Annotated in this window: 15 protein-coding genes; 3 read left to right on the top strand and 12 right to left on the bottom strand. The window is 43.1% G+C overall.

Annotated features, from left to right (window positions below):
* Positions 1 to 109: 109 nt before the first annotated feature.
* From lpdA to CU633_RS18940, 5 genes are all read right to left on the bottom strand, one after another.
* Entirely contained in the window at positions 110 to 1,516 is a 1,407-nt protein-coding gene (lpdA, locus tag CU633_RS18960) for a dihydrolipoyl dehydrogenase (RefSeq protein ID WP_101662144.1), read from the bottom strand.
* Between the two features lie 3 nt (positions 1,517 to 1,519).
* Positions 1,520 to 2,881, bottom strand: coding sequence for a dihydrolipoamide acetyltransferase family protein (locus CU633_RS18955; RefSeq protein WP_101662143.1), 1,362 nt, complete (start codon positions 2,879 to 2,881; stop codon positions 1,520 to 1,522).
* Positions 2,882 to 2,980: 99 nt separating this feature from the next.
* A complete protein-coding gene (locus CU633_RS18950; protein ID WP_101662142.1) occupies positions 2,981 to 3,958 on the bottom strand; it encodes an alpha-ketoacid dehydrogenase subunit beta in 978 nt (325 codons plus the stop codon).
* Between the two features lie 3 nt (positions 3,959 to 3,961).
* Positions 3,962 to 5,077 (bottom strand): pyruvate dehydrogenase (acetyl-transferring) E1 component subunit alpha, encoded by a 1,116-nt coding sequence (gene pdhA, locus CU633_RS18945; protein ID WP_101662141.1) that lies wholly within the window; start codon positions 5,075 to 5,077, stop codon positions 3,962 to 3,964.
* Positions 5,078 to 5,604: 527 nt separating this feature from the next.
* Positions 5,605 to 6,267: a YkyA family protein gene (locus CU633_RS18940; protein ID WP_101662140.1), complete on the bottom strand. Its 663-nt coding sequence runs from the start codon at positions 6,265 to 6,267 to the stop codon at positions 5,605 to 5,607.
* A gap of 409 nt (positions 6,268 to 6,676) precedes the next feature.
* Here CU633_RS18940 and def point away from each other — a divergent pair, with 409 nt between their 5' ends.
* Positions 6,677 to 7,231, top strand: a complete 555-nt coding sequence (gene def, locus CU633_RS18935) for a peptide deformylase (protein ID WP_101662139.1) — start codon at positions 6,677 to 6,679, stop codon at positions 7,229 to 7,231.
* Between the two features lie 102 nt (positions 7,232 to 7,333).
* Here def and CU633_RS18930 read toward each other — a convergent pair whose 3' ends face one another.
* A complete protein-coding gene (locus CU633_RS18930) occupies positions 7,334 to 8,104 on the bottom strand; it encodes a Cof-type HAD-IIB family hydrolase (RefSeq protein WP_101662138.1) in 771 nt (256 codons plus the stop codon).
* 24 nt (positions 8,105 to 8,128) lie between these two features.
* Positions 8,129 to 9,025 (bottom strand): DMT family transporter, encoded by an 897-nt coding sequence (locus tag CU633_RS18925; RefSeq protein ID WP_101662137.1) that lies wholly within the window; start codon positions 9,023 to 9,025, stop codon positions 8,129 to 8,131.
* A 526-nt stretch (positions 9,026 to 9,551) separates the two neighbouring features.
* Here CU633_RS18925 and CU633_RS18920 point away from each other — a divergent pair.
* Positions 9,552 to 9,761, top strand: coding sequence for a DNA-dependent RNA polymerase subunit epsilon (locus CU633_RS18920; RefSeq protein WP_101662136.1), 210 nt, complete (start codon positions 9,552 to 9,554; stop codon positions 9,759 to 9,761).
* A 6-nt stretch (positions 9,762 to 9,767) separates the two neighbouring features.
* Positions 9,768 to 11,435 carry a ribonuclease J1 gene (rnjA, locus tag CU633_RS18915; protein WP_101662135.1) on the top strand — a complete coding sequence of 556 codons (1,668 nt, stop codon included), beginning with the start codon at positions 9,768 to 9,770 and terminating at the stop codon, positions 11,433 to 11,435.
* Positions 11,436 to 11,522: 87 nt separating this feature from the next.
* Here rnjA and CU633_RS18910 read toward each other — a convergent pair whose 3' ends face one another.
* The 5 genes from CU633_RS18910 to CU633_RS18890 all read right to left on the bottom strand — a co-directional run bounded on the left by CU633_RS18910 (position 11,523) and on the right by CU633_RS18890 (position 18,587).
* Positions 11,523 to 12,182: a potassium channel family protein gene (locus CU633_RS18910; protein ID WP_101662134.1), complete on the bottom strand. Its 660-nt coding sequence runs from the start codon at positions 12,180 to 12,182 to the stop codon at positions 11,523 to 11,525.
* A gap of 94 nt (positions 12,183 to 12,276) precedes the next feature.
* Positions 12,277 to 13,293: a cytochrome d ubiquinol oxidase subunit II gene (locus CU633_RS18905; RefSeq protein WP_101662133.1), complete on the bottom strand. Its 1,017-nt coding sequence runs from the start codon at positions 13,291 to 13,293 to the stop codon at positions 12,277 to 12,279.
* A 92-nt stretch (positions 13,294 to 13,385) separates the two neighbouring features.
* Complete coding sequence (locus tag CU633_RS18900) at positions 13,386 to 14,726, bottom strand: cytochrome ubiquinol oxidase subunit I (protein ID WP_101662132.1); 1,341 nt, start codon at positions 14,724 to 14,726, stop codon at positions 13,386 to 13,388.
* A gap of 272 nt (positions 14,727 to 14,998) precedes the next feature.
* Positions 14,999 to 16,789, bottom strand: coding sequence for an ABC transporter ATP-binding protein (locus CU633_RS18895; protein WP_101662149.1), 1,791 nt, complete (start codon positions 16,787 to 16,789; stop codon positions 14,999 to 15,001).
* A gap of 43 nt (positions 16,790 to 16,832) precedes the next feature.
* Positions 16,833 to 18,587 (bottom strand): ABC transporter ATP-binding protein, encoded by a 1,755-nt coding sequence (locus tag CU633_RS18890; protein WP_101662131.1) that lies wholly within the window; start codon positions 18,585 to 18,587, stop codon positions 16,833 to 16,835.
* Positions 18,588 to 18,628: the final 41 nt, after the last annotated feature.

Below are 18,628 nucleotides of genomic sequence, written 5' to 3'. Positions count from 1 at the left end.
TCTTGACACTTACTCGGGTTGGACTTTCACCAACTAGCAATTAACGGCTTGCTGGGCACGCATAAATATTAAAGCCCTTTTCCTTGAGGAAAAGGGCTTTGGTTCGTTATTACAAAATATGGATCGGGTTTCCTAAAGCGACTTCCGCTGCTTCCATGGTGATTTCACCAAGGGTTGGGTGAGCGTGAATCGTCATGGCTAGATCCTCTGCTGTCATTCCAGCCTCGATTGCAAGACCAAGCTCTGCTATCATATCGGAAGCGTTGGCTCCAGCAATTTGCGCACCGATTACAAGACCGTCTTCTTTCCGAGTCACGAGCTTCAAGAATCCGTCTGTGGCCTCGAGGGCCAATGCACGGCCGTTTGCAGCAAATGGGAACTTAGCGGCAGTTACTTCAATACCTTCTTCTTTGGCCTGCTGTTCCGTATATCCGACAGAAGCCAGCTCAGGATCAGAGAATACAACCGCAGGAATTGCAAGATAATCAATCTCAGCGTTGTGTCCGGCGATCACTTCAGCAGCAATTTTTCCTTCGTACGAGGCTTTATGCGCCAGCGGTGGTCCTTCCACAACGTCTCCGATTGCAAAAATATTGCTTACGTTTGTACGGCATTGCTTATCAGTTTTAATGATGCCACGGTCAGTAAGCTCTACTCCTGCTTGTTCAAGACCAAGCTCATCCGTGTTTGGACGGCGGCCAACCATCACAAATACGTAGTCTGCTTCGACTTGCTTTTCTTCACCTTTTACTTCATAAGTAACAACAACACCGGCTTCTTTTTCTTCGACGCCTTTAGCCATAGCTTTTGTGATGATCTCAGCGCCTTTTTTCTTCAGGTTGCGTTTTACAATGGAGGACATTTGCTTTTCAAAGCCGCCTAAAATTTCATCCGCACCTTCAAGAATGGTTACCTGGGTGCCAAAGTTCGCATAAGCACCGCCAAGCTCTGTACCAATATATCCGCCGCCAATGACGACAATTTTATTCGGAATTTCTTCAAGAGCGAGGGCTCCGGTTGAATCAAGAACACGCTTGGAAAACTTAAACGCAGGAATTTCGATTGGACGAGATCCTGTTGCAATAATCGCATTTTTAAACGTATACGTTTGTGCTGAATTTTCATCCATGACACGAAGCGTGTTGGCATCCACAAAATAAGCTTCACCGCGCACGATGTCGACTTTGTTGCCTTTCAGCAAGCCTTCAACTCCGCCAGTAAGTTTTTTAACAACCCCGGCTTTCCATTGCTGGACTTTTGAAAAGTCAACTTTGACGTTTTCCGCCGTAATTCCGACTGAATCGGAATGCTTTGCTGTTTCATAGCGATGTCCAGCCGCAATCAGGGCTTTTGATGGAATACAGCCAACATTTAAACAAACTCCGCCAAGATTGCCTTTTTCAACAATCGTTACTTTTTGCCCGAGCTGTGCAGCACGAATAGCTGCCACGTATCCTCCCGGACCTGCACCAATGACTATAGTATCAGTCTCAATAGGAAAATCTCCAACTACCATTTATTACGCCTCCATTAACAATAGTTCTGGATCGTTCAACAAACGCTTAATATGGTTAAGAGCATGCTGAGCAGTTGCACCGTCAATCATTCGATGGTCAAAGCTTAAAGATAATGCCAATACCGGAGCTGCGACAATTTCACCGTCTTTTACAACAGGCTTTTCAGCAATGCGGCCAATTCCGAGGATCGCGACCTCCGGATGGTTAATAACCGGAGTAAACCATTGTCCGCCCGCAGAGCCAATGTTTGTAATTGTGCAAGACGCACCTTTCATTTCATCAGGGGCCAATTTGCCGTCCCGTGCTTTTCCGGCAAGCTCATTAATCTCGTTCGAAATTGTAAATACAGACTTGCGGTCAGCATCTTTCACAACTGGAACGAGCAAGCCCTTCTCTGTGTCAGCTGCAATTCCGATATTGTAGTAATGCTTGTGAATGATTTCGTCTGTTTCATCGTCCAGTGAAGTATTGAGAGCCGGGTACTCACGCAATGCACTTGTAAGTGCTTTTACCACGTATGGAAGGAAAGTAAGCTTAATTCCTTTATCCGCAGCAATTTGTTTGAACTTCTTGCGGTGGGCAACCAATTTGGTTACATCCACTTCGTCCATTAACGTTACGTGCGGAGCGGTATGCTTGGATTTTACCATCGCTTTTGCAATGGCCCTGCGGATGCCGCTCATTTTTTCGCGTGTTTCTGGATATTGACCTTGCGGAACAACAGCGGCAGCCTTTTGCTCTGCCTTTGGTGCTGCAGCTTCTGCCTGTTGCGGTGCAGCTTGAGCCTCAGCTCTTGCCTGTCCTCCATTTTGGAAGGCAATGATATCTTCCTTTAGAACCCGGCCATTTTTTCCGGATCCGGACACCTGGCGGATATCGACACCGTTGTCACGTGCAAACTTACGAACCGATGGCATCGCGATCACACGGCGGTTCGGGTCAACTTCTGTCTCGGTTTGCGGCTGGGCTCCAGCTCCGGTTGCGCCGGCTTGTGCTTGTTGTGGCGCTGCTTCTTTTTTAATATCCTGCCCTGCCTCTAAAGTTGATTGAACTTGAGCTTCTGTTTTTTCTTCGGCTTTTGGTGCTTCATCTTCATGATCGCCTTTAAATTTAAGGTCTTCGTATCCTGGGGCATCAAAGGTAACGAGCACCTGACCAACAGTAGCTACTGTTCCTTCATCCACTAAAATTTCTTCAACCGTACCAGTTACCGGAGAAGGAATTTCTACGACCGCTTTATCATTCTGCACTTCACACAGCACATCATCTTCTTGTACTTTATCACCTGGTTTGACGAACCACTTGACGATTTCACCTTCATGAATACCTTCACCGATGTCAGGTAATCTAAATTGGAATGCCACTGGAATCTACCTCCTATTATTACGTTCCATGCACTAGCTTATTAAATCATGTGACGAAGAAAAATAGGTCCGCCTATTTTCCCCCGGATTCACATTTGATTAAAACGATAATACTTTTTTAGCCGTGTCAATAATATCTTTATAATTTGGCAGCCATACTGCTTCTGCCTGCGAAAAAGCAAAAACGGTATCAGGTGCAGTTACACGCAAAACAGGTGCCTCAAGGCTTAGAATCGCACGGTCATTGATTTCAGCTACGATGTTTGCGCCAACACCCGCTTGCCTTTGTGCTTCCTGGACAACAATGGCACGGCCTGTTTTTTCAACGGAAGCAACAATCGCTTCAATATCGATAGGAGCAACTGTGCGCAAGTCGATTACTTCAACAGAATGTCCTTCTTTTTCCAACTCTTCTGCAGCTTTTAACGATTCATGAACCATTGCGCCATAAGTAACGATCGTCAAATCTGTTCCTTCACGTTTCACATCTGCTTTTCCTAACGGAATGGTATACTCTTCTTCAGGCACTTCCTGGCGGAAAGAGCGGTAAAGCTTCATGTGCTCCAGGAAGATGACCGGGTCGTTGTCGCGAATAGCGGAAATCAATAAACCTTTTGCATCATAAGGAGTTGAAGGAATTACGACCTTCAAGCCAGGCTGCTGCACCATTAGACCTTCAAGGCTGTCTGCATGAAGTTCAGGTGTATGGACACCGCCGCCGAATGGTGAACGGACCGTAATCGGAGAATTGTAACGGCCGCCGGAACGGTAACGCATCCTTGCCATTTGTCCGGAGATGGAATCCATTACTTCATAAACAAAACCAAAAAATTGAATTTCCATAACGGGACGGAAGCCTTGTAAACCAAGGCCAATCGCTAAACCGCCGATTCCGGATTCTGCAAGCGGAGTATCAAATACGCGCTCTTCGCCGAATTCTTTCTGAAGGCCTTCCGTTGCCCGGAACACACCGCCATTTACGCCGACGTCTTCACCGAATACTAGAACATTCGGATCATTGCGCAATTCAGTGCGCAGGGCATCGGTGATTGCTTGAATCATTGTCATTTGCGCCATGGCTTATTTCGACTCCTTTTCTTTATAAATGTCATATTGTTCTTTTAGATTATTTGGCAATTCTTCATACATATTCGAAATTAAGTCTGTAACGGTTTGTTTAGGGGTTTCATCCGCTTTTTTAATTGCTTCTTTAATATCTTCTTTCGCTTTCTCAATTACTTCATTTTCCATTTCTTCATTCCAAATTCCTTTGGTTTCGAGGAATTTGCGGAATCGGACAAGCGGATCTTTTCTTTCCCACTCGTTGTCAAGATCGCTTGTGCGGTAACGAGTCGGATCGTCACCCGCCATTGTATGTGGACCATAACGGTAAGTTAATGTTTCAATTAAAGTCGGCCCTTCTCCGTTAATTGCACGCTCGCGAGCTTCACGAACAGCAACATAAACCGCGAGCGGATCCATTCCGTCCACTTGTACTCCAGGAATTCCCGCTGCAATCGCTTTTTGCGCGATTGTTTTCGCAGCTGATTGCTTTTCAACAGGAGTCGAAATAGCAAATTGGTTATTTTGCACGACGAAAATAGCCGGAGCTTTAAAAGCACCTGCAAAGTTCATTCCTTCATAGAAGTCCCCCTGGGAAGCACCGCCGTCTCCGGTATAAGTAATCGCTACAGATTTTTGATTGCGCTTTTTCATTCCTAGTGCAACGCCGGCAGCCTGAACAATCTGGGCACCGATAATGATCTGTGGAGAGATGACATTAACTCCTTCAGGAATTTGGTTGCCTCGAAAATGCCCGCGTGAAAACAAGAACGCTTGATACAGCGGCAGTCCATGCCAAATCATTTGCGGCACATCACGGTATCCCGGCAAAATAAAGTCTTCTTTTTCAAGTGCGAATTGAGAAGCCAGCTGAGAAGCTTCCTGGCCTGCTGTAGGTGCATAGAATCCAAGGCGCCCTTGACGATTCAAGGAAATGGAACGCTGGTCAAGAATTCGCGTATATACCATTCTGCGCATTAATTCTTGCAGCTGCTCATCGCTTAAATTTGGCATTGCCGCTTCATTTACGACTTCCCCTTCTTCATTCAAAATTTGAAACATCGAAAATTGCTCTTCTGTTTTCTCAAGTTGCTTTTCAGCGTCGAATAGTGCTTTATTCGTTTTAGAAGCCATTTGAGTCACCTCTTCCTTTCATTAAAAAAAGTCATAATATTACGGGCAAATTTTACTACTATAGCATACCCAATTTCAATAAAATTAGGTTCTGCGCTACTCTCTGAAGATAAAAGGCTTTCAAAAACCAGCAGTGAACAGACGGATAAAGCGGTAAATCTGAAAAGTTAAAAAAGACCTCTAAATAGTTTTCCACAAACTCCGGTTATAAAACACCATCTGTTTTTTTCATGCCCAATATATTCTGTATCAATTCATTTCATCATTACATTGATACAATAATCTTCATCCGTTTTTAAGTTTACACTATATAAAACTACCGAGTCAATTAGTTTGATTTAAGTTTTACACCTTAAACATCGTATTAAAGTTCATCTCTATTTTGTTAACTGTATCACTTAAATAAAATTATCTGTACTATAAAAATGTATTTTTTCGGGTTGTGTTATAATAAAGAATCAGTTTATTTTAAGAATCATTACAAAACAATAAACAGGGAGACTGGCCCACGCCAATCTCCCTGTTTTCTATTCTTCGACTCCAAGCCCGGCTGTTTCATAAAATTTCCGCTTCTTATTATTATAATCTTCTGTATGGACATTGAATTGTTCATTTGTCTCCAATACTTTTTCGTAAGTAGCATTGATTTTATTTACTTGTTCTTCAAGCTGCCCGATTGTAAGATCTTTTTGTTTGAACATTTCATACAATTCTCTGTCATATTCGAGTCCCTTTGAGTAGTTATCGGCGAGAACCCGGTGGGCATCATACCTTTTTTGCATGGTACCATAGAGATCGTCCGCCTGTTTTTTCAATTCTTTATCGTCAATATCCTTGATCATGCCTTCAAGCTTTCGAAACTCTTTTTCAGAAACATTGATGCTCTTAACCTCAGCTTCCATATGTTTTTCTCTTTTATCCACCATCGTTAAAGCCTCGTCTGACAGCTTGACAATTTGATCGTATTCCTTCATTCCAAGCCCGATGATCTTCCCGTACAGTTCTTTTTCTTCTTTCTCAAGGTTCAATAAAGGTTCTTGCTGCTTTTCAAAGCTTTCTTCAAGCGAAACAACCTTCTCCATGATTTCATACATTTTCTCCGGGGCCGATTGCTGTCCAAGACAGCCGGCCAGCAGAACAACCGCTATAGAGAAAAATGCCGCAAGCCCGATTGTTTTTCTATTTAACATATGAATCCCCCCAACCTGGTAACAATTATTACTATATCGATAGACTCAGTTTTTTACAATAGACGGAAGGAATCTGCCTTTATGCTTGTCCCAATATCGATGTTATTCAGTTTTCCTCTTTTTTATGACTCTTCAAAAACATTTGCCCTTGCATCGTCAATCCTAATGACGATCCCTTTCTATCAGTCGGGAGCAAGCCTGCACTCGACTATTAGAAAACTATTCTTACGTTTATGGCAGTCTAATCGACATATTAACAATATTGTCCTATAATGAAATTCAATCCAAGACTCGGCGGGGAGAGTCCCTTTTTATTTGAGGGCATAATCAATTAGTCGAAGAATGAATGATCCGTAATCATAAAATATTTTACTAATGGTTAATTTAGTGTCATGGGAGTGAAAATATAATGATAACAATGGATGATATTATCCGCGACGGCCATCCGGGACTGCGGCAAACAGCTGAAGAAGTTCAGATGCCGCCATCCGAAGAGGATAAAAAGATATTGAACAGCCTGTTGGAATATGTGAAAAACAGCCAGGATCCGGAAACTTCCGTCCGATATAATTTACGCCCGGGAATCGGCCTTGCCGCTCCCCAGATTAATGTGGGCAAAAGAATGATTGCAGTGCACGTCACCGATGAAAAAGGTGAATTGCACAGCCACGCTTTATTTAATCCGAAAATTGTCAGCCACTCGGTTGAGAAATCATACTTGACTGCTGGTGAAGGATGCCTGTCAGTCGATGAACCGATTCCCGGGTATGTACCACGATATGCAAGAGTTACTGTAAAGGGTTTTGATATTGACGGAACAGAGGTAAAATTAAGACTAAAAGGCCTGGTGGCAATCGTGTTCCAGCACGAAATCGATCATTTAAACGGGATCATGTTTTATGATCATATCGACAAAAAAGACCCGTTTAAAGTCATCGAAAATGCGATCCCGATTGAAAGATAATGGAGAAAACAAGGGGACTGGCAAAGAGGCGATATCTTTGCCAGTCCCTTCTTTTCAATATTGCGATCCCCCGTCCGGCCATGATCATTACCGTTACAGCCATTAAATAAGCTGTAAATGCTTCAGACCGTGCTGAATTCCGTTTTCTGCGACGTCCTTTGTAACATAGTCGGCATACTGTTTTACTGCCGGTTCGGCATTGCCCATAGCAACGCCAGTGCCAACTGTTTGTATCATCTCTATGTCGTTCAACCCATCTCCAAATGCAAACACGTTTTCAAGCTGAAAACCGAGGCGCTCAATCATTTTTTTAATTCCTTCTGCCTTGGAACCTCCTGCCGGTAAAACATCCATGGAAAACGGATGCCAGCGGATAAACCTGAACTTAGGAAACTGTTCCAGGTATAATGCTTCGTCCTCTTCCTCAATGAAAAGAAGTGACTGGTAAATTTCGCGATTTTGGTAAAAAGACTTATCTTCGTCTGGATGCGGGAATTTAAGAGTCATTAGGCTGTCTTCAATATAGCGATGATGTTTTACAGTTGCTTTCATCGTTCCGTCGTTCATAAAGACAAGCGGATGATTATTCTCTGTTCCTTGTTGCAGCAGCCGCTGAATTTCATCGTTATTTAAAGGGTTTTTGTAAATAACCTCCCCTTCAAAAACAACATATTGGCCATTAAAGCTGACAAAGGACTCAATTCCGAGCTCTTCCCGCAGGCTTTCAAACATAAAAGGCGCCCGTCCTGTTGCAATAGCTACATAAACACCGCTGTTTTGCAGCTCTTTTACGGCTTGCTTCGCTGTGGTGGGCAGCTTTTTATCGTGATCAAGCAACGTACCGTCAATGTCAAAAAAAACAATTTTACTCATGTTGTTCCCCTTTCTTGCCTTACATTACGCAGCAGCAGGTTTCCCCTTCTTGCCCGGTTTTTTACCGGTTGATATGTATACACCAGAAAAAATAACAAGAAGGCCAAAAATCATCGATAATCGAATGCTTTCATCGAGCAGGACTCCTCCCCAGATTAAGGCTGTTCCCGGTACGATATAGGTTACAAGAGAAGCCAGTTCGGCACTGCCTTCCTTGACAAGATAGAAATAAAACAAATAAGCAATCCCCGAACCGAATGAACCGAGCCCTATTAACGGAAGGAGGTTTTCCGATTGTATAAGCTGCGGCATCGAATCTGGCGCTGTTCCAAGCATGGCCGCAAAGCTGATCATCGTTGCAGCCAGCAGCGTATAAAATGAAATATGTATAATCGGTAAATCAACCAAAAATCTTTTTGTCAGGTGCGCACCAACCCCATAACAGGCAGCCGCCGCTGACATGAAGCCGATTCCGACCAGGTTTCCTGAAAAGAAATCGCCAGGCCTGATATCGGACAAAATAATAATGCCGGCAAATCCGATAAGAATGCCGATCCATTGCTTACCTTTTAACCGGACTGAAAAAAGCACAGTCCCTATGATCAGCGTCCAAATCGGTGTTGACGCGTTGATAACGGAAGCCAGGCTCGAAGAAATTTGCGTCTCGCTCACAGAAATAAAATACCATGGCAAAGCATTATTTAAAAGTCCGACCAACAATAGTTTTCCCCATGGAGCTCCTTTTACAATAAATTGTTTTTTCTGGAACAAAATCATCAATGCCAGTGCTGCAGCGCCGAATAAACATCGCCCAAATACTACCGCTGAAGGATCCAGGTTTTCAAGTAGAATTTTGATAAACAAAAAAGAAGTTCCCCAAATCAAACTCAATACGAACAGTGCCCCGTAAAGCTTTGCCAACTGAATCCCGCCTTTTCCATTCTCCTGTTTTTATCAAAATAAACACTAAACCCTTCTCATACAATTGTCAATTTTTCGAAACTTAGCTGGTTTCCAACTATACCCATGAAAAAAAAAGGCGATTCATCATATAATATAAGTAAAAAAGAGTGCCATTTTATAAAAAAAACAAAATGATTGTTTTAAACATCGTTTGTATCCTTTACTTTGGACAAGGATAGTTTAAAATAAAGGTAAGGAGATGATCCACCATGTTAAAGAAGCTCCGCAAAAAGCTCTTGAAACAGTGGAAAGATTTACTTCGTAAAAAAACAATCGCTTAATTTTTAATTTGAGCCCTTCAAAACTTGCGAAGGGCTCCTTCCTTATTGTAAATTGATAATCAGTGATTTTTACATAAGTTTTTCATTTTTATCCAGAGATTCCTTTTGCCTGCTTTAGGGGGCTCTATAGAAAATAAATGAAATACTATGAAATGTTTTATATAATAAAAAAAAGTGATATCGGATGTTAGGAGCGATTTTTAATGATTTTTAAAGTGTATTATCAAGAAAACATCAAACAAGTGCCGGTTAGAGAAAAAACAAAAACCGTATTTGTCGATGCAGATTCAGAAAGAGATGTGCGGAGAAAGCTTGCGGACAAGTCCTACAATATCGAAATTGTTGTACCTGTTTCCGGATCCTATTTAGAATATGAACAACAAAACGAAGACTATAAAGTATTGGAGATATGATAATTTATGAAATTTGTCAAAAACGATCAAACTGCCGTATTTGCTCTCGGAGGATTGGGGGAAATCGGTAAAAATACGTACGCCGTTCAGTTTCAGGACGAAATCATCTTAATTGATGCCGGAATTAAGTTCCCTGAAGATGAACTGCTCGGAATTGACTACGTCATTCCGGATTACTCGTATTTAGTTAAAAATGAAGAAAAGATAAAGGGCCTGTTTGTCACCCATGGCCATGAAGACCATATTGGCGGTATTCCCTATTTGCTTCGCGAAATCAATATCCCAATCTATGGCGGCAAGCTTGCGCTGGGATTAATTAAAAATAAGCTGGAAGAGCACGGCCTGTTAAGAACAACAAAGCTTCATGAAATAAAAGAAGACGATGTGATTAAGTTCCGGAAAACTTCTGTCAGCTTTTTCAGAACGACTCACAGTATTCCCGATTCGTATGGGATCGTTGTCAAAACACCACCCGGACAAATTGTCCACACCGGAGATTTTAAATTTGACTTTACACCAGTAGGGGAACCAGCAAACTTGACAAAAATGGCAGAAATCGGAAAAGAAGGTGTGCTATGCTTACTTTCCGACAGTACGAACAGTGAAGTTCCAAACTTTACGATGTCTGAACGCCTCGTTGGCGAAAGCATTCATGATATTTTCCGAAAAGTCGAAGGAAGGATTATTTTCGCTACGTTCGCTTCCAATATCCATCGCTTGCAGCAAGTAGTAGAGGCTGCTGTGGCAAATGGCAGAAAAATCGCCGTGTTTGGAAGAAGCATGGATGCAGCGATTGAGATCGGACAAGAACTAGGTTACATCAGTGCACCGAAAGATACCTTTATTGACTACCAGCAAATTAGCAGGCTGCCGGCAAACAAAGTGACGATATTGTGTACAGGGAGCCAGGGAGAACCGATGGCAGCCCTTTCGAGAATTGCGAACGGCACCCATCGCCAAATTCAAATTAACCCCGGCGACACGGTTGTATTCTCTTCTTCACCGATACCGGGCAATACGATCAGTGTCAACCGCACGATCAATTTGCTGTACCGTGCGGGGGCAGAAGTCATTCATGGTAAATTGAGCAATATTCATACGTCAGGCCATGGCGGACAGGAAGAACAAAAGCTGATGCTTCGCCTTATCAAGCCAAAATTCTTCATGCCGATCCATGGGGAATTCCGGATGCAGAAGACGCATGTAAAGCTCGCCGTGGATTGTGGTGTGCCGGAAGAAAACTGCTTTATCATGGATAATGGCGAGGTTTTAGCCTTAACTGAGGATGAAGCAAGAGTAGTCGGCAAAATCCCGTCGGGTTCTGTCTATATTGATGGAAGCGGCGTTGGCGATATCGGCAATATCGTATTAAGAGACCGCAGAATCCTGTCTGAAGAAGGATTAGTGGTCGTAGTTGTCAGCATCAATATGAAGGATTTCAAAATCGGAGCCGGCCCGGATATTATCTCGCGCGGTTTCGTTTACATGAGAGAATCAGGAGATTTAATCAATGATGCCCAGGTGCTCATCACGAAACACCTGAACAAGGTAATGGAGCGGAAAACAACCCAGTGGTCTGAAATTAAAAATGAAATAACTGATACACTGGCACCATTCCTTTATGAAAAAACAAAACGCCGACCGATGATCCTTCCGATTATTATGGAAGTGTAATGCGAAATCTCTTTAGACAAGAAGCACCTGCCATCCGGCAGGTGCTTCTTTCGGTTGCAAAACTTTTGCTTGTTACTGGCGCTTTGCTTAGACCATCAGTTTCTTTTCAAAGCGGTTGATGTCAGCGTCAGCACCAATTACGATTAAGATATCCTCGTTTTGAATGATTTCATTTGCCTGCGGAGACACGATGATTTCATTGCCCCGTTTAATTGCGACAATGTTAATTCCGTATTTGGCGCGAATATCAAGATCGATAATCGAATTGCCCTCAATCCTGTTGTTTGCCACAATTTCAACGATGCTATGTTCATCCGACAATTCAAGATAGTCCAATACATTATTTGAGACGATATTATGGGCGATCCGCCTCCCCATATCGCGTTCAGGATGGACGACTTGATCGGCGCCAATTTTTCGCAATACTTTTTCATGATAGTCATTCTGGGCTTTCACCGTTATATTGTTCACGCCCAGCTCTTTTAAAATAAGGGTCGTTAAGATGCTTGCCTGGATATCTTCACCAATGGCGACGATCACATGATCAAAATTTCTGATTCCGAGGCTCTTTAACACTGATTCGTCCGTTGTATCTCCAACAACAGCATGTGAGGCAATCATTGAAAACTCATTGACCCTGTCTTCATTACTATCGATAGCCATAACTTCCATGCCCTGCTCGACAAGAGCCCGGCAAATACTGCCGCCAAAACGGCCAAGTCCAATTACAGCAAATTCCTTACTCACATGAATTCCTCCAGCAAAACAAGATAATAGCTAGGCTTATTTTAACACAGTTTGCCGCAAATAGAACAACCGTAAAGTTCGCTAATATAAACTGTTATTTCCTGTTCCCTTTCACATAGTCGGCATCAAACAGAAACAGCCGCATCAACAGATAAAGTGATGGAATCAGCAAAAACAGGCCGGCGATAAAGACAACGACCAGCGCAATACCCATTGTTTCATTTGTATATCCTGAATAAATCGTAATATAAGGATCGAGCACGTAAGGAAGATGGGAAGCGCCGTACCCAAAAAAGGCGAAAAAGTACTGCAGCATGACGAGAATAAAAGCAGTGCCCATGTTTCTTCGCAAATAAATCAGCAAAGTAGCCCCGATAAAGCAGACAAACGACAGGCCAAACATCCACCATATTTCAAGCGCGTTTGTAAAATGCCGCATATTATGAGCTCTTAACGAGGCAAAAACAAGCAAGCTGGCCAAAATAGTCGGCAGGCTCCAGAATAGAGCGAATTTCCTTAGTACCTCCATCGCTTCCAGGTCTTTCGCTCTTGAAGCGTAATAGGTTAAAAAAGAGGCACTAATAAAAAGGACCGATACGATTGCCAACAAAACAACGGACCACGAATATGGGCTGATCAACAAGTCTTTTGCAAGAAATACGAGCCTTTCACCCTGCTCCTTAATAAAGCCCCCTTCTGAAATCGTTAATGCTGTCGATAATGAAGCCGGAATTAACAGCCCGGTTGCCCCGTATAAAAACAAAAAGACGCTGCTATCTTTCGAACCGTAATTGCCAAACGCATAGAACGAGCCGCGAATGGCGAGCAATATGAGTGAAATGCTTCCCGGCAAAAGTAAAGCCGTGCCATAATAATAGGCTGAATCTGGAAAAAAACCGATCAATCCAACAAAAAAGAACACAAAGAACACATTCGTTACTTCCCACACAGGGGACAGATATCTGCTGATAATATGGTTGATGACATGATCTTTCTTTGTGACTTTTCCATAGTAAGCGAAGAAGCCGGCACCAAAATCGATGGATGCGACGATTAAATATCCGTACAGAAATACCCATAAAACTGTAATTCCAAGCAATTCAACACTCATTTTACTCCCCCCCTGTTCTTCTGACTGAATGACAGCCTGCCTGAATTAATTCGTGTAAGACTGGGCGGGCAGCTCTGGATTCAGGCAGTTGCTTAAAACGCCCGGCTGTTTGGGAACCGGTTCTTCAGCTCCTTCTCCGCAGGATTGTTTCTAAACATTCGCATCAATACAATCGTACAGATAATCCCGAGAACCAAATATAAAATCAGGAACATCAGAAAAGTGATTCCTACATCATCGGCCTTTGTAGCGCCTTCGGCCACTTTCATGTATCCCCGCAAGATCCATGGCTGGCGTCCGACTTCCGCATAAATCCAGCCAAATTCAATCGCAAGCATGGACAGCGGTCCAGAAGCGATAATGAACGATAATAGAGGCTTATTAAAAGGATTGCGAGTCTTAAGCTTTGAAAACAACAAGAAAATGCCCGAAAGGATAATCGTAAAAACACCGATCATCACCATTAAATCGAACATATAATGAATCCAGAGCGGCGGAATTTCGTCTTCAGGGAATTCGTCCAGCCCGATCACCTCTGTGTCAAAGCTGCCGCCGGCTAAAAAGCTCAATGCTTTTGGGATCCGAATTTCATTGCTGATTTCATTATTTTCGTTGATTGTTCCAAAGAGAATTAAATCTGCGCCTTTTTCGGTTTCAAAATGCCATTCAGCTGCCGCAAGCTTCTCGGGCTGCTTGTCCGCCAAAAATTTCGCGGACAAATCTCCGGCCACAGCAGTCCCGAGCGCAAAGATTAATCCTGTCACCATCGTCAGGTGTAAAGCTTTCTGCAAATATACACTTTTTCTCCCCTTTAAAATTAATAGCGCTGTGATCGATGCCAAAATAAAGGCTGATGTCATATAAGAAGAAGTTAAAACATGAAAAACCTTTGTTGGTGTCGCAGGATTAAACATCGCTTTTAGAGGTTCAATTTTTGTGATCACTCCATTTTCGAGTTCGAATCCCTGCGGGGTATTCATAAAGGCGTTAACAGTTGTAATAAAAAAAGCTGACGCAGAAGAACCGATTACAATCGGTATGGTTAGCAGCCAATGATGAAGCGGATTTTTAAACCGGTCCCAAGTATATAAATAAATACCGAGAAAAATAGCTTCAAAGAAGAAAGCGAACGTTTCCATAAATAAGGGCAGGCTAATGACATGGCCAGCCACTTGCATAAAGCTTGGCCAAAGCAATGACAGCTGCAAGCCAATGCATGTCCCGGTAACAACGCCGACCGCCACGGTAATCGTGAAACCGCGCGCCCACCTTCTGGCCAGCAAGAAATAATGAGGATCCTTTTTCTTGATGCCAATAAATTCAGCAATCGAAATGATCACCGGCACACCGACACCGATCGTTGCAAAAATAATATGAAAGCCAAGTGTCATTGACGTTAACATTCTACTGAGGATGACGCTATCCAGTTCCAATCTTAAAACCCCCTGTCCAAACTCCCTTTTCCGCTGGTAAAATATTCGCATTGTACATATGTATGATAGATTTAGGACAAAAATTACTTGAATTTTTGTTACGCTATTCACAAATTGAAAACACGAGAAACCCTGCATAAAAAAAATACCCGTATCCCGGCATAGATAAACAAATAAATGCTTCCGCTCAGGGAATCCTTTCAAGGCAAAAAAACAGAGCAGCCACAAAAATCCCGGCTTGCCCTGTTATAAATCATTTGCGAACGATCTCCTCAAACTGCATTCAACATGTTAAATTGTGCTTTTACGAGCTGATAATAGTGCCCTTTCGCTTGTATTAGCTCATCGTGGCTGCCGCTTTCAATAATTTCTCCATGATCAAGGACAAAGATTTTGTCCGCTTCACGTATCGTTGACAAGCGGTGGGCAATCATTATTGCCGTCCGTCCATTGAGCAGTGTTTTTAAAGCCGTTTGGATCTTCATCTCGGTTTCTGTATCAATGCTGGCTGTCGCTTCATCAAGAATAAGAATTTTTGGATCAGCAAGCAATGCTCTCGCGAACGAAAGAAGCTGCCTCTCTCCAACCGACAGGACATTTCCTCGCTCTTCGACTTCCGTTTCATAGCCTTTTGACAGTTTTTGAATAAACGCATCCGCGCCGACTGCTTCGGCAGCTTTCATCACTTCTTCTTCTGATGCACCCGGGCGGCCAAAACGGATATTTTCCATAATCGTTCCCGAGAAGATAAATGTATCCTGCAGCACCACACTGATTTGCTGCCTGATGCTTCTTAACGAAACATCCGTTAAATTGTGCCCATCGATTTTGACGGTCCCGCTGACCGGATCATAAAACCTGCTGATCAGACTGGCAATCGTCGTTTTTCCAGAGCCTGTATGGCCTACAAGCGCAACCGTTTCACCAGCCTTAATACTCAGGTTAATCCCTTTCAAAGCGGTCCGGCTCTCGTCATAAGAAAATACGACATTTTCAAAATCAATATTCCCTTTTATATTCTGTAAATGGATTGGATTGCTTTTTTCCGAGACAATTGGCTGTTCATCGAGAAATTCAAAAATTCTTTCCGAAGAAGCCATTCCCATCAATAGCTGGTTATAAACCATGCCAAGCCGGGAGATCGGCTCCCAGAACATCCCTAAATAAAAAGCAAACGACACGAAGACGCCGATAGAAAGCCCGTTCCCCTGAATTAAATACGTTCCAAACCAGATGAGGACCGCTGTTCCAAGAGCGTTTGTCAGTTCAACAAGCGGCCGGAACATCGCATTTTTTTGCGAAGCTTCCCGCCAGCTTTCAAAGGTTTCTGTATTGATGCCATCAAAGAAAGACATGTTTTCCCGCTCCTGGGTAAACGACTGGGTAACGCGGATTCCCTGGATGCTTTCATTTAAATGCGAATTCAGCTTTGACTGCTTCAAGCGCACCGTTTGCCAGGAACGGCGAATGTTTCGGCGCAGGCTGGTCGATATGAAGAACATGATCGGTAAAATGACCATAACGGCAAGCGTCAGTTCAGGACTCAGCGTAAATAAAATCACAAAAATGCCGATCAGCAGAATCATATCCATCAGTAAATTGATGACCCCATTTGTAAACAGCTCCTGCAGGGAGTTGATGTCATTCATAATCCTGACCAGAATAGAACCGGCCGAGCGTGATTCGAAAAAGCGGTGTGACAGACCCTGTACATGCGTAAATAAGTGCTTGCGCAAATCGAAAATGACGCTTTGCCCGAGCTCATTCATCCAGCGGATCCGAAAGATGTTCGCAACATAGGACGCAGTGTATAGCCCCGCGACAAGAAGAATGAGCATGACAAGCAGACGAGCATCTTTATTTTCAATTGCCCGATCAAGTGTATATACGCCAATTAAAATCGGAATAACGAGCCGGACGGCGGTCGTAATCAGGACCATAATGATCGATAAAGGCAGCAAGTTTTTCCGGTATGGCTTCATATAGCTGAATAAACGGGCCATTTGCTTCCAATTGAACGGTTTCTCAATGACCTGGTCCGTCGAATATTGGAACCGTTGCATAACCTGTTCATTGATCTGTTTCTTTTTCAAGATTCGCACCTCCTCATCCTGTTTGCGATTGGAGAATTTTTTGCTGGTCTTTGTATTGGATCGCAAAGATACGCTGATACGGGCCGTTGTTTTTTAACAATTCATCATGGACGCCCCGTTCCGCAATCCGCCCGTTTTCGAGGACGAGAATTTCATCAGCATGTTTTAAGGAAGAAATGCGGTGGGCGATAATGATCGTCGTTCTTCCCTTCATTACTTCCCTTAACCCTTGTTGGATCTGAAATTCGGTTTCCATATCGACTGCGCTCGTGGCATCATCCAATATTAAAATACTGGGGTCTGTACAAATTGCCCTTGCAATCGCGATTCTTTGTTTTTGTCCGCCCGATAAACCCATGCCTCTTTCGCCAAGCATCGTATCATAGCCTTCCGGTAGCTCAAGAATAAACTCATGGGCCTGGGCTCTTTTCGCCGCCTCAATGATTTCTTCCATTGTCGCATCCGGGCGCCCATATGAAATATTTGCTTTTATCGATGAGGAAAACAGGAAAGACTCCTGCAATACGAAGCCAATATTGCTTCTTAAAGATTTCAACGAGTACTCTTTAACATTTTTTCCATCAATCAAAACATCCCCAGACACAGGTTCATAAAAACGCGTCATTAGCTGGGTAATGCTCGTTTTCCCTGATCCGGTCGAGCCGATCAAGCCAATAACCTTCCCGGGATGTGCTTCAAACGAGATATTGTAAAGGGCATCCTTCTCGTCATTTCCGTAACGAAGGGTAACATGATCAAAATTGATTCTGCCATCAAGCTTTTCTTTTATAAGAGGCTCCGCTTTTTCAACAATTTCATTTTCCACTTCCAAAATCTCAAGGAGCCGTTCACCCGAAGCTTTTGCCTGTGAAAATAAATTGATGACGAAGCCGAGGTTCATGATCGGCCACATAATATACCAGACAAGGCTGTAAAACGCGACCAATTCGCCCGGGTTCAGGCTTCCATTCATGACAAGAAAGCCGCCGTACGAAAGCAATAGAACGACGCTGATATTTCCGAGGAACTCCATTAAAGGAAAATATTTTGCCCAAATGTCAGAGGTAAACAAATATTGGTCCCGGTAATCGCTGTTGGACCGATTAAATTTTCCAATCTCAAAGTCTTCACGGGATAATGACTTTACGGTATTGATCCCGCTGATATTTTCCTGCACTTTCGTATTCAGTTTGCCGAACGCCTTCCGAATCCCCCTGAAAGCCGGATGAACGGCTTTATCAAACTTATAAACCACGATCGCGAGAAATGGCAATGTCGCAAGCGTAACAAAGGTCAGTGACGGCGAATAATAAAACATAACCGAAAAACTGAACGCAATCAGTAAAGCAAAGCGGATCAGTTCAGAAAATCCCATTGATAAAAAGAAGCGGAACCCCTCCACATCCGCTGTCAGCCGCGACATTAAATCGCCTGTTTTCGCATTATCATAGTATCTGAATGGCAAAAACTGCAGCTTCTCATATAAGGCGTTTCTTAGCTTATAAACAGAAGTGATTCCAAATAAGTCCCCTGTATACTGGTGAATATAAGTCGCTGCCCCTTTGACCATCATGATTGCGATGAACCCGACTGCCAAATATGGAATCCACTCATATTGCCCGTCAAGAACAACCTTGTCAATAGTCAGCTGCAAAATCATCGGATAGACAACGGTAATCGCCGTCATCAACAACAAGAAGACAAGTGACCATATAAAATAATGCTTATAGGGCCAATAATACTGTTTCAATTTTTTAAATGTGTTCATTCATGTGTCCTCCCCTCTCTGCATTAAAAAATTCAGAAAAA

Origin of the sequence: Bacillus sp. V3-13 (genome assembly GCF_002860165.1) — a bacterium.
Taxonomy (GTDB): domain Bacteria; phylum Bacillota; class Bacilli; order Bacillales; family Cytobacillaceae; genus Bacillus_BJ.
Note: the sequence above shows the minus strand (reverse complement) of the source record. Positions and strands in the feature narration are given on the sequence as shown.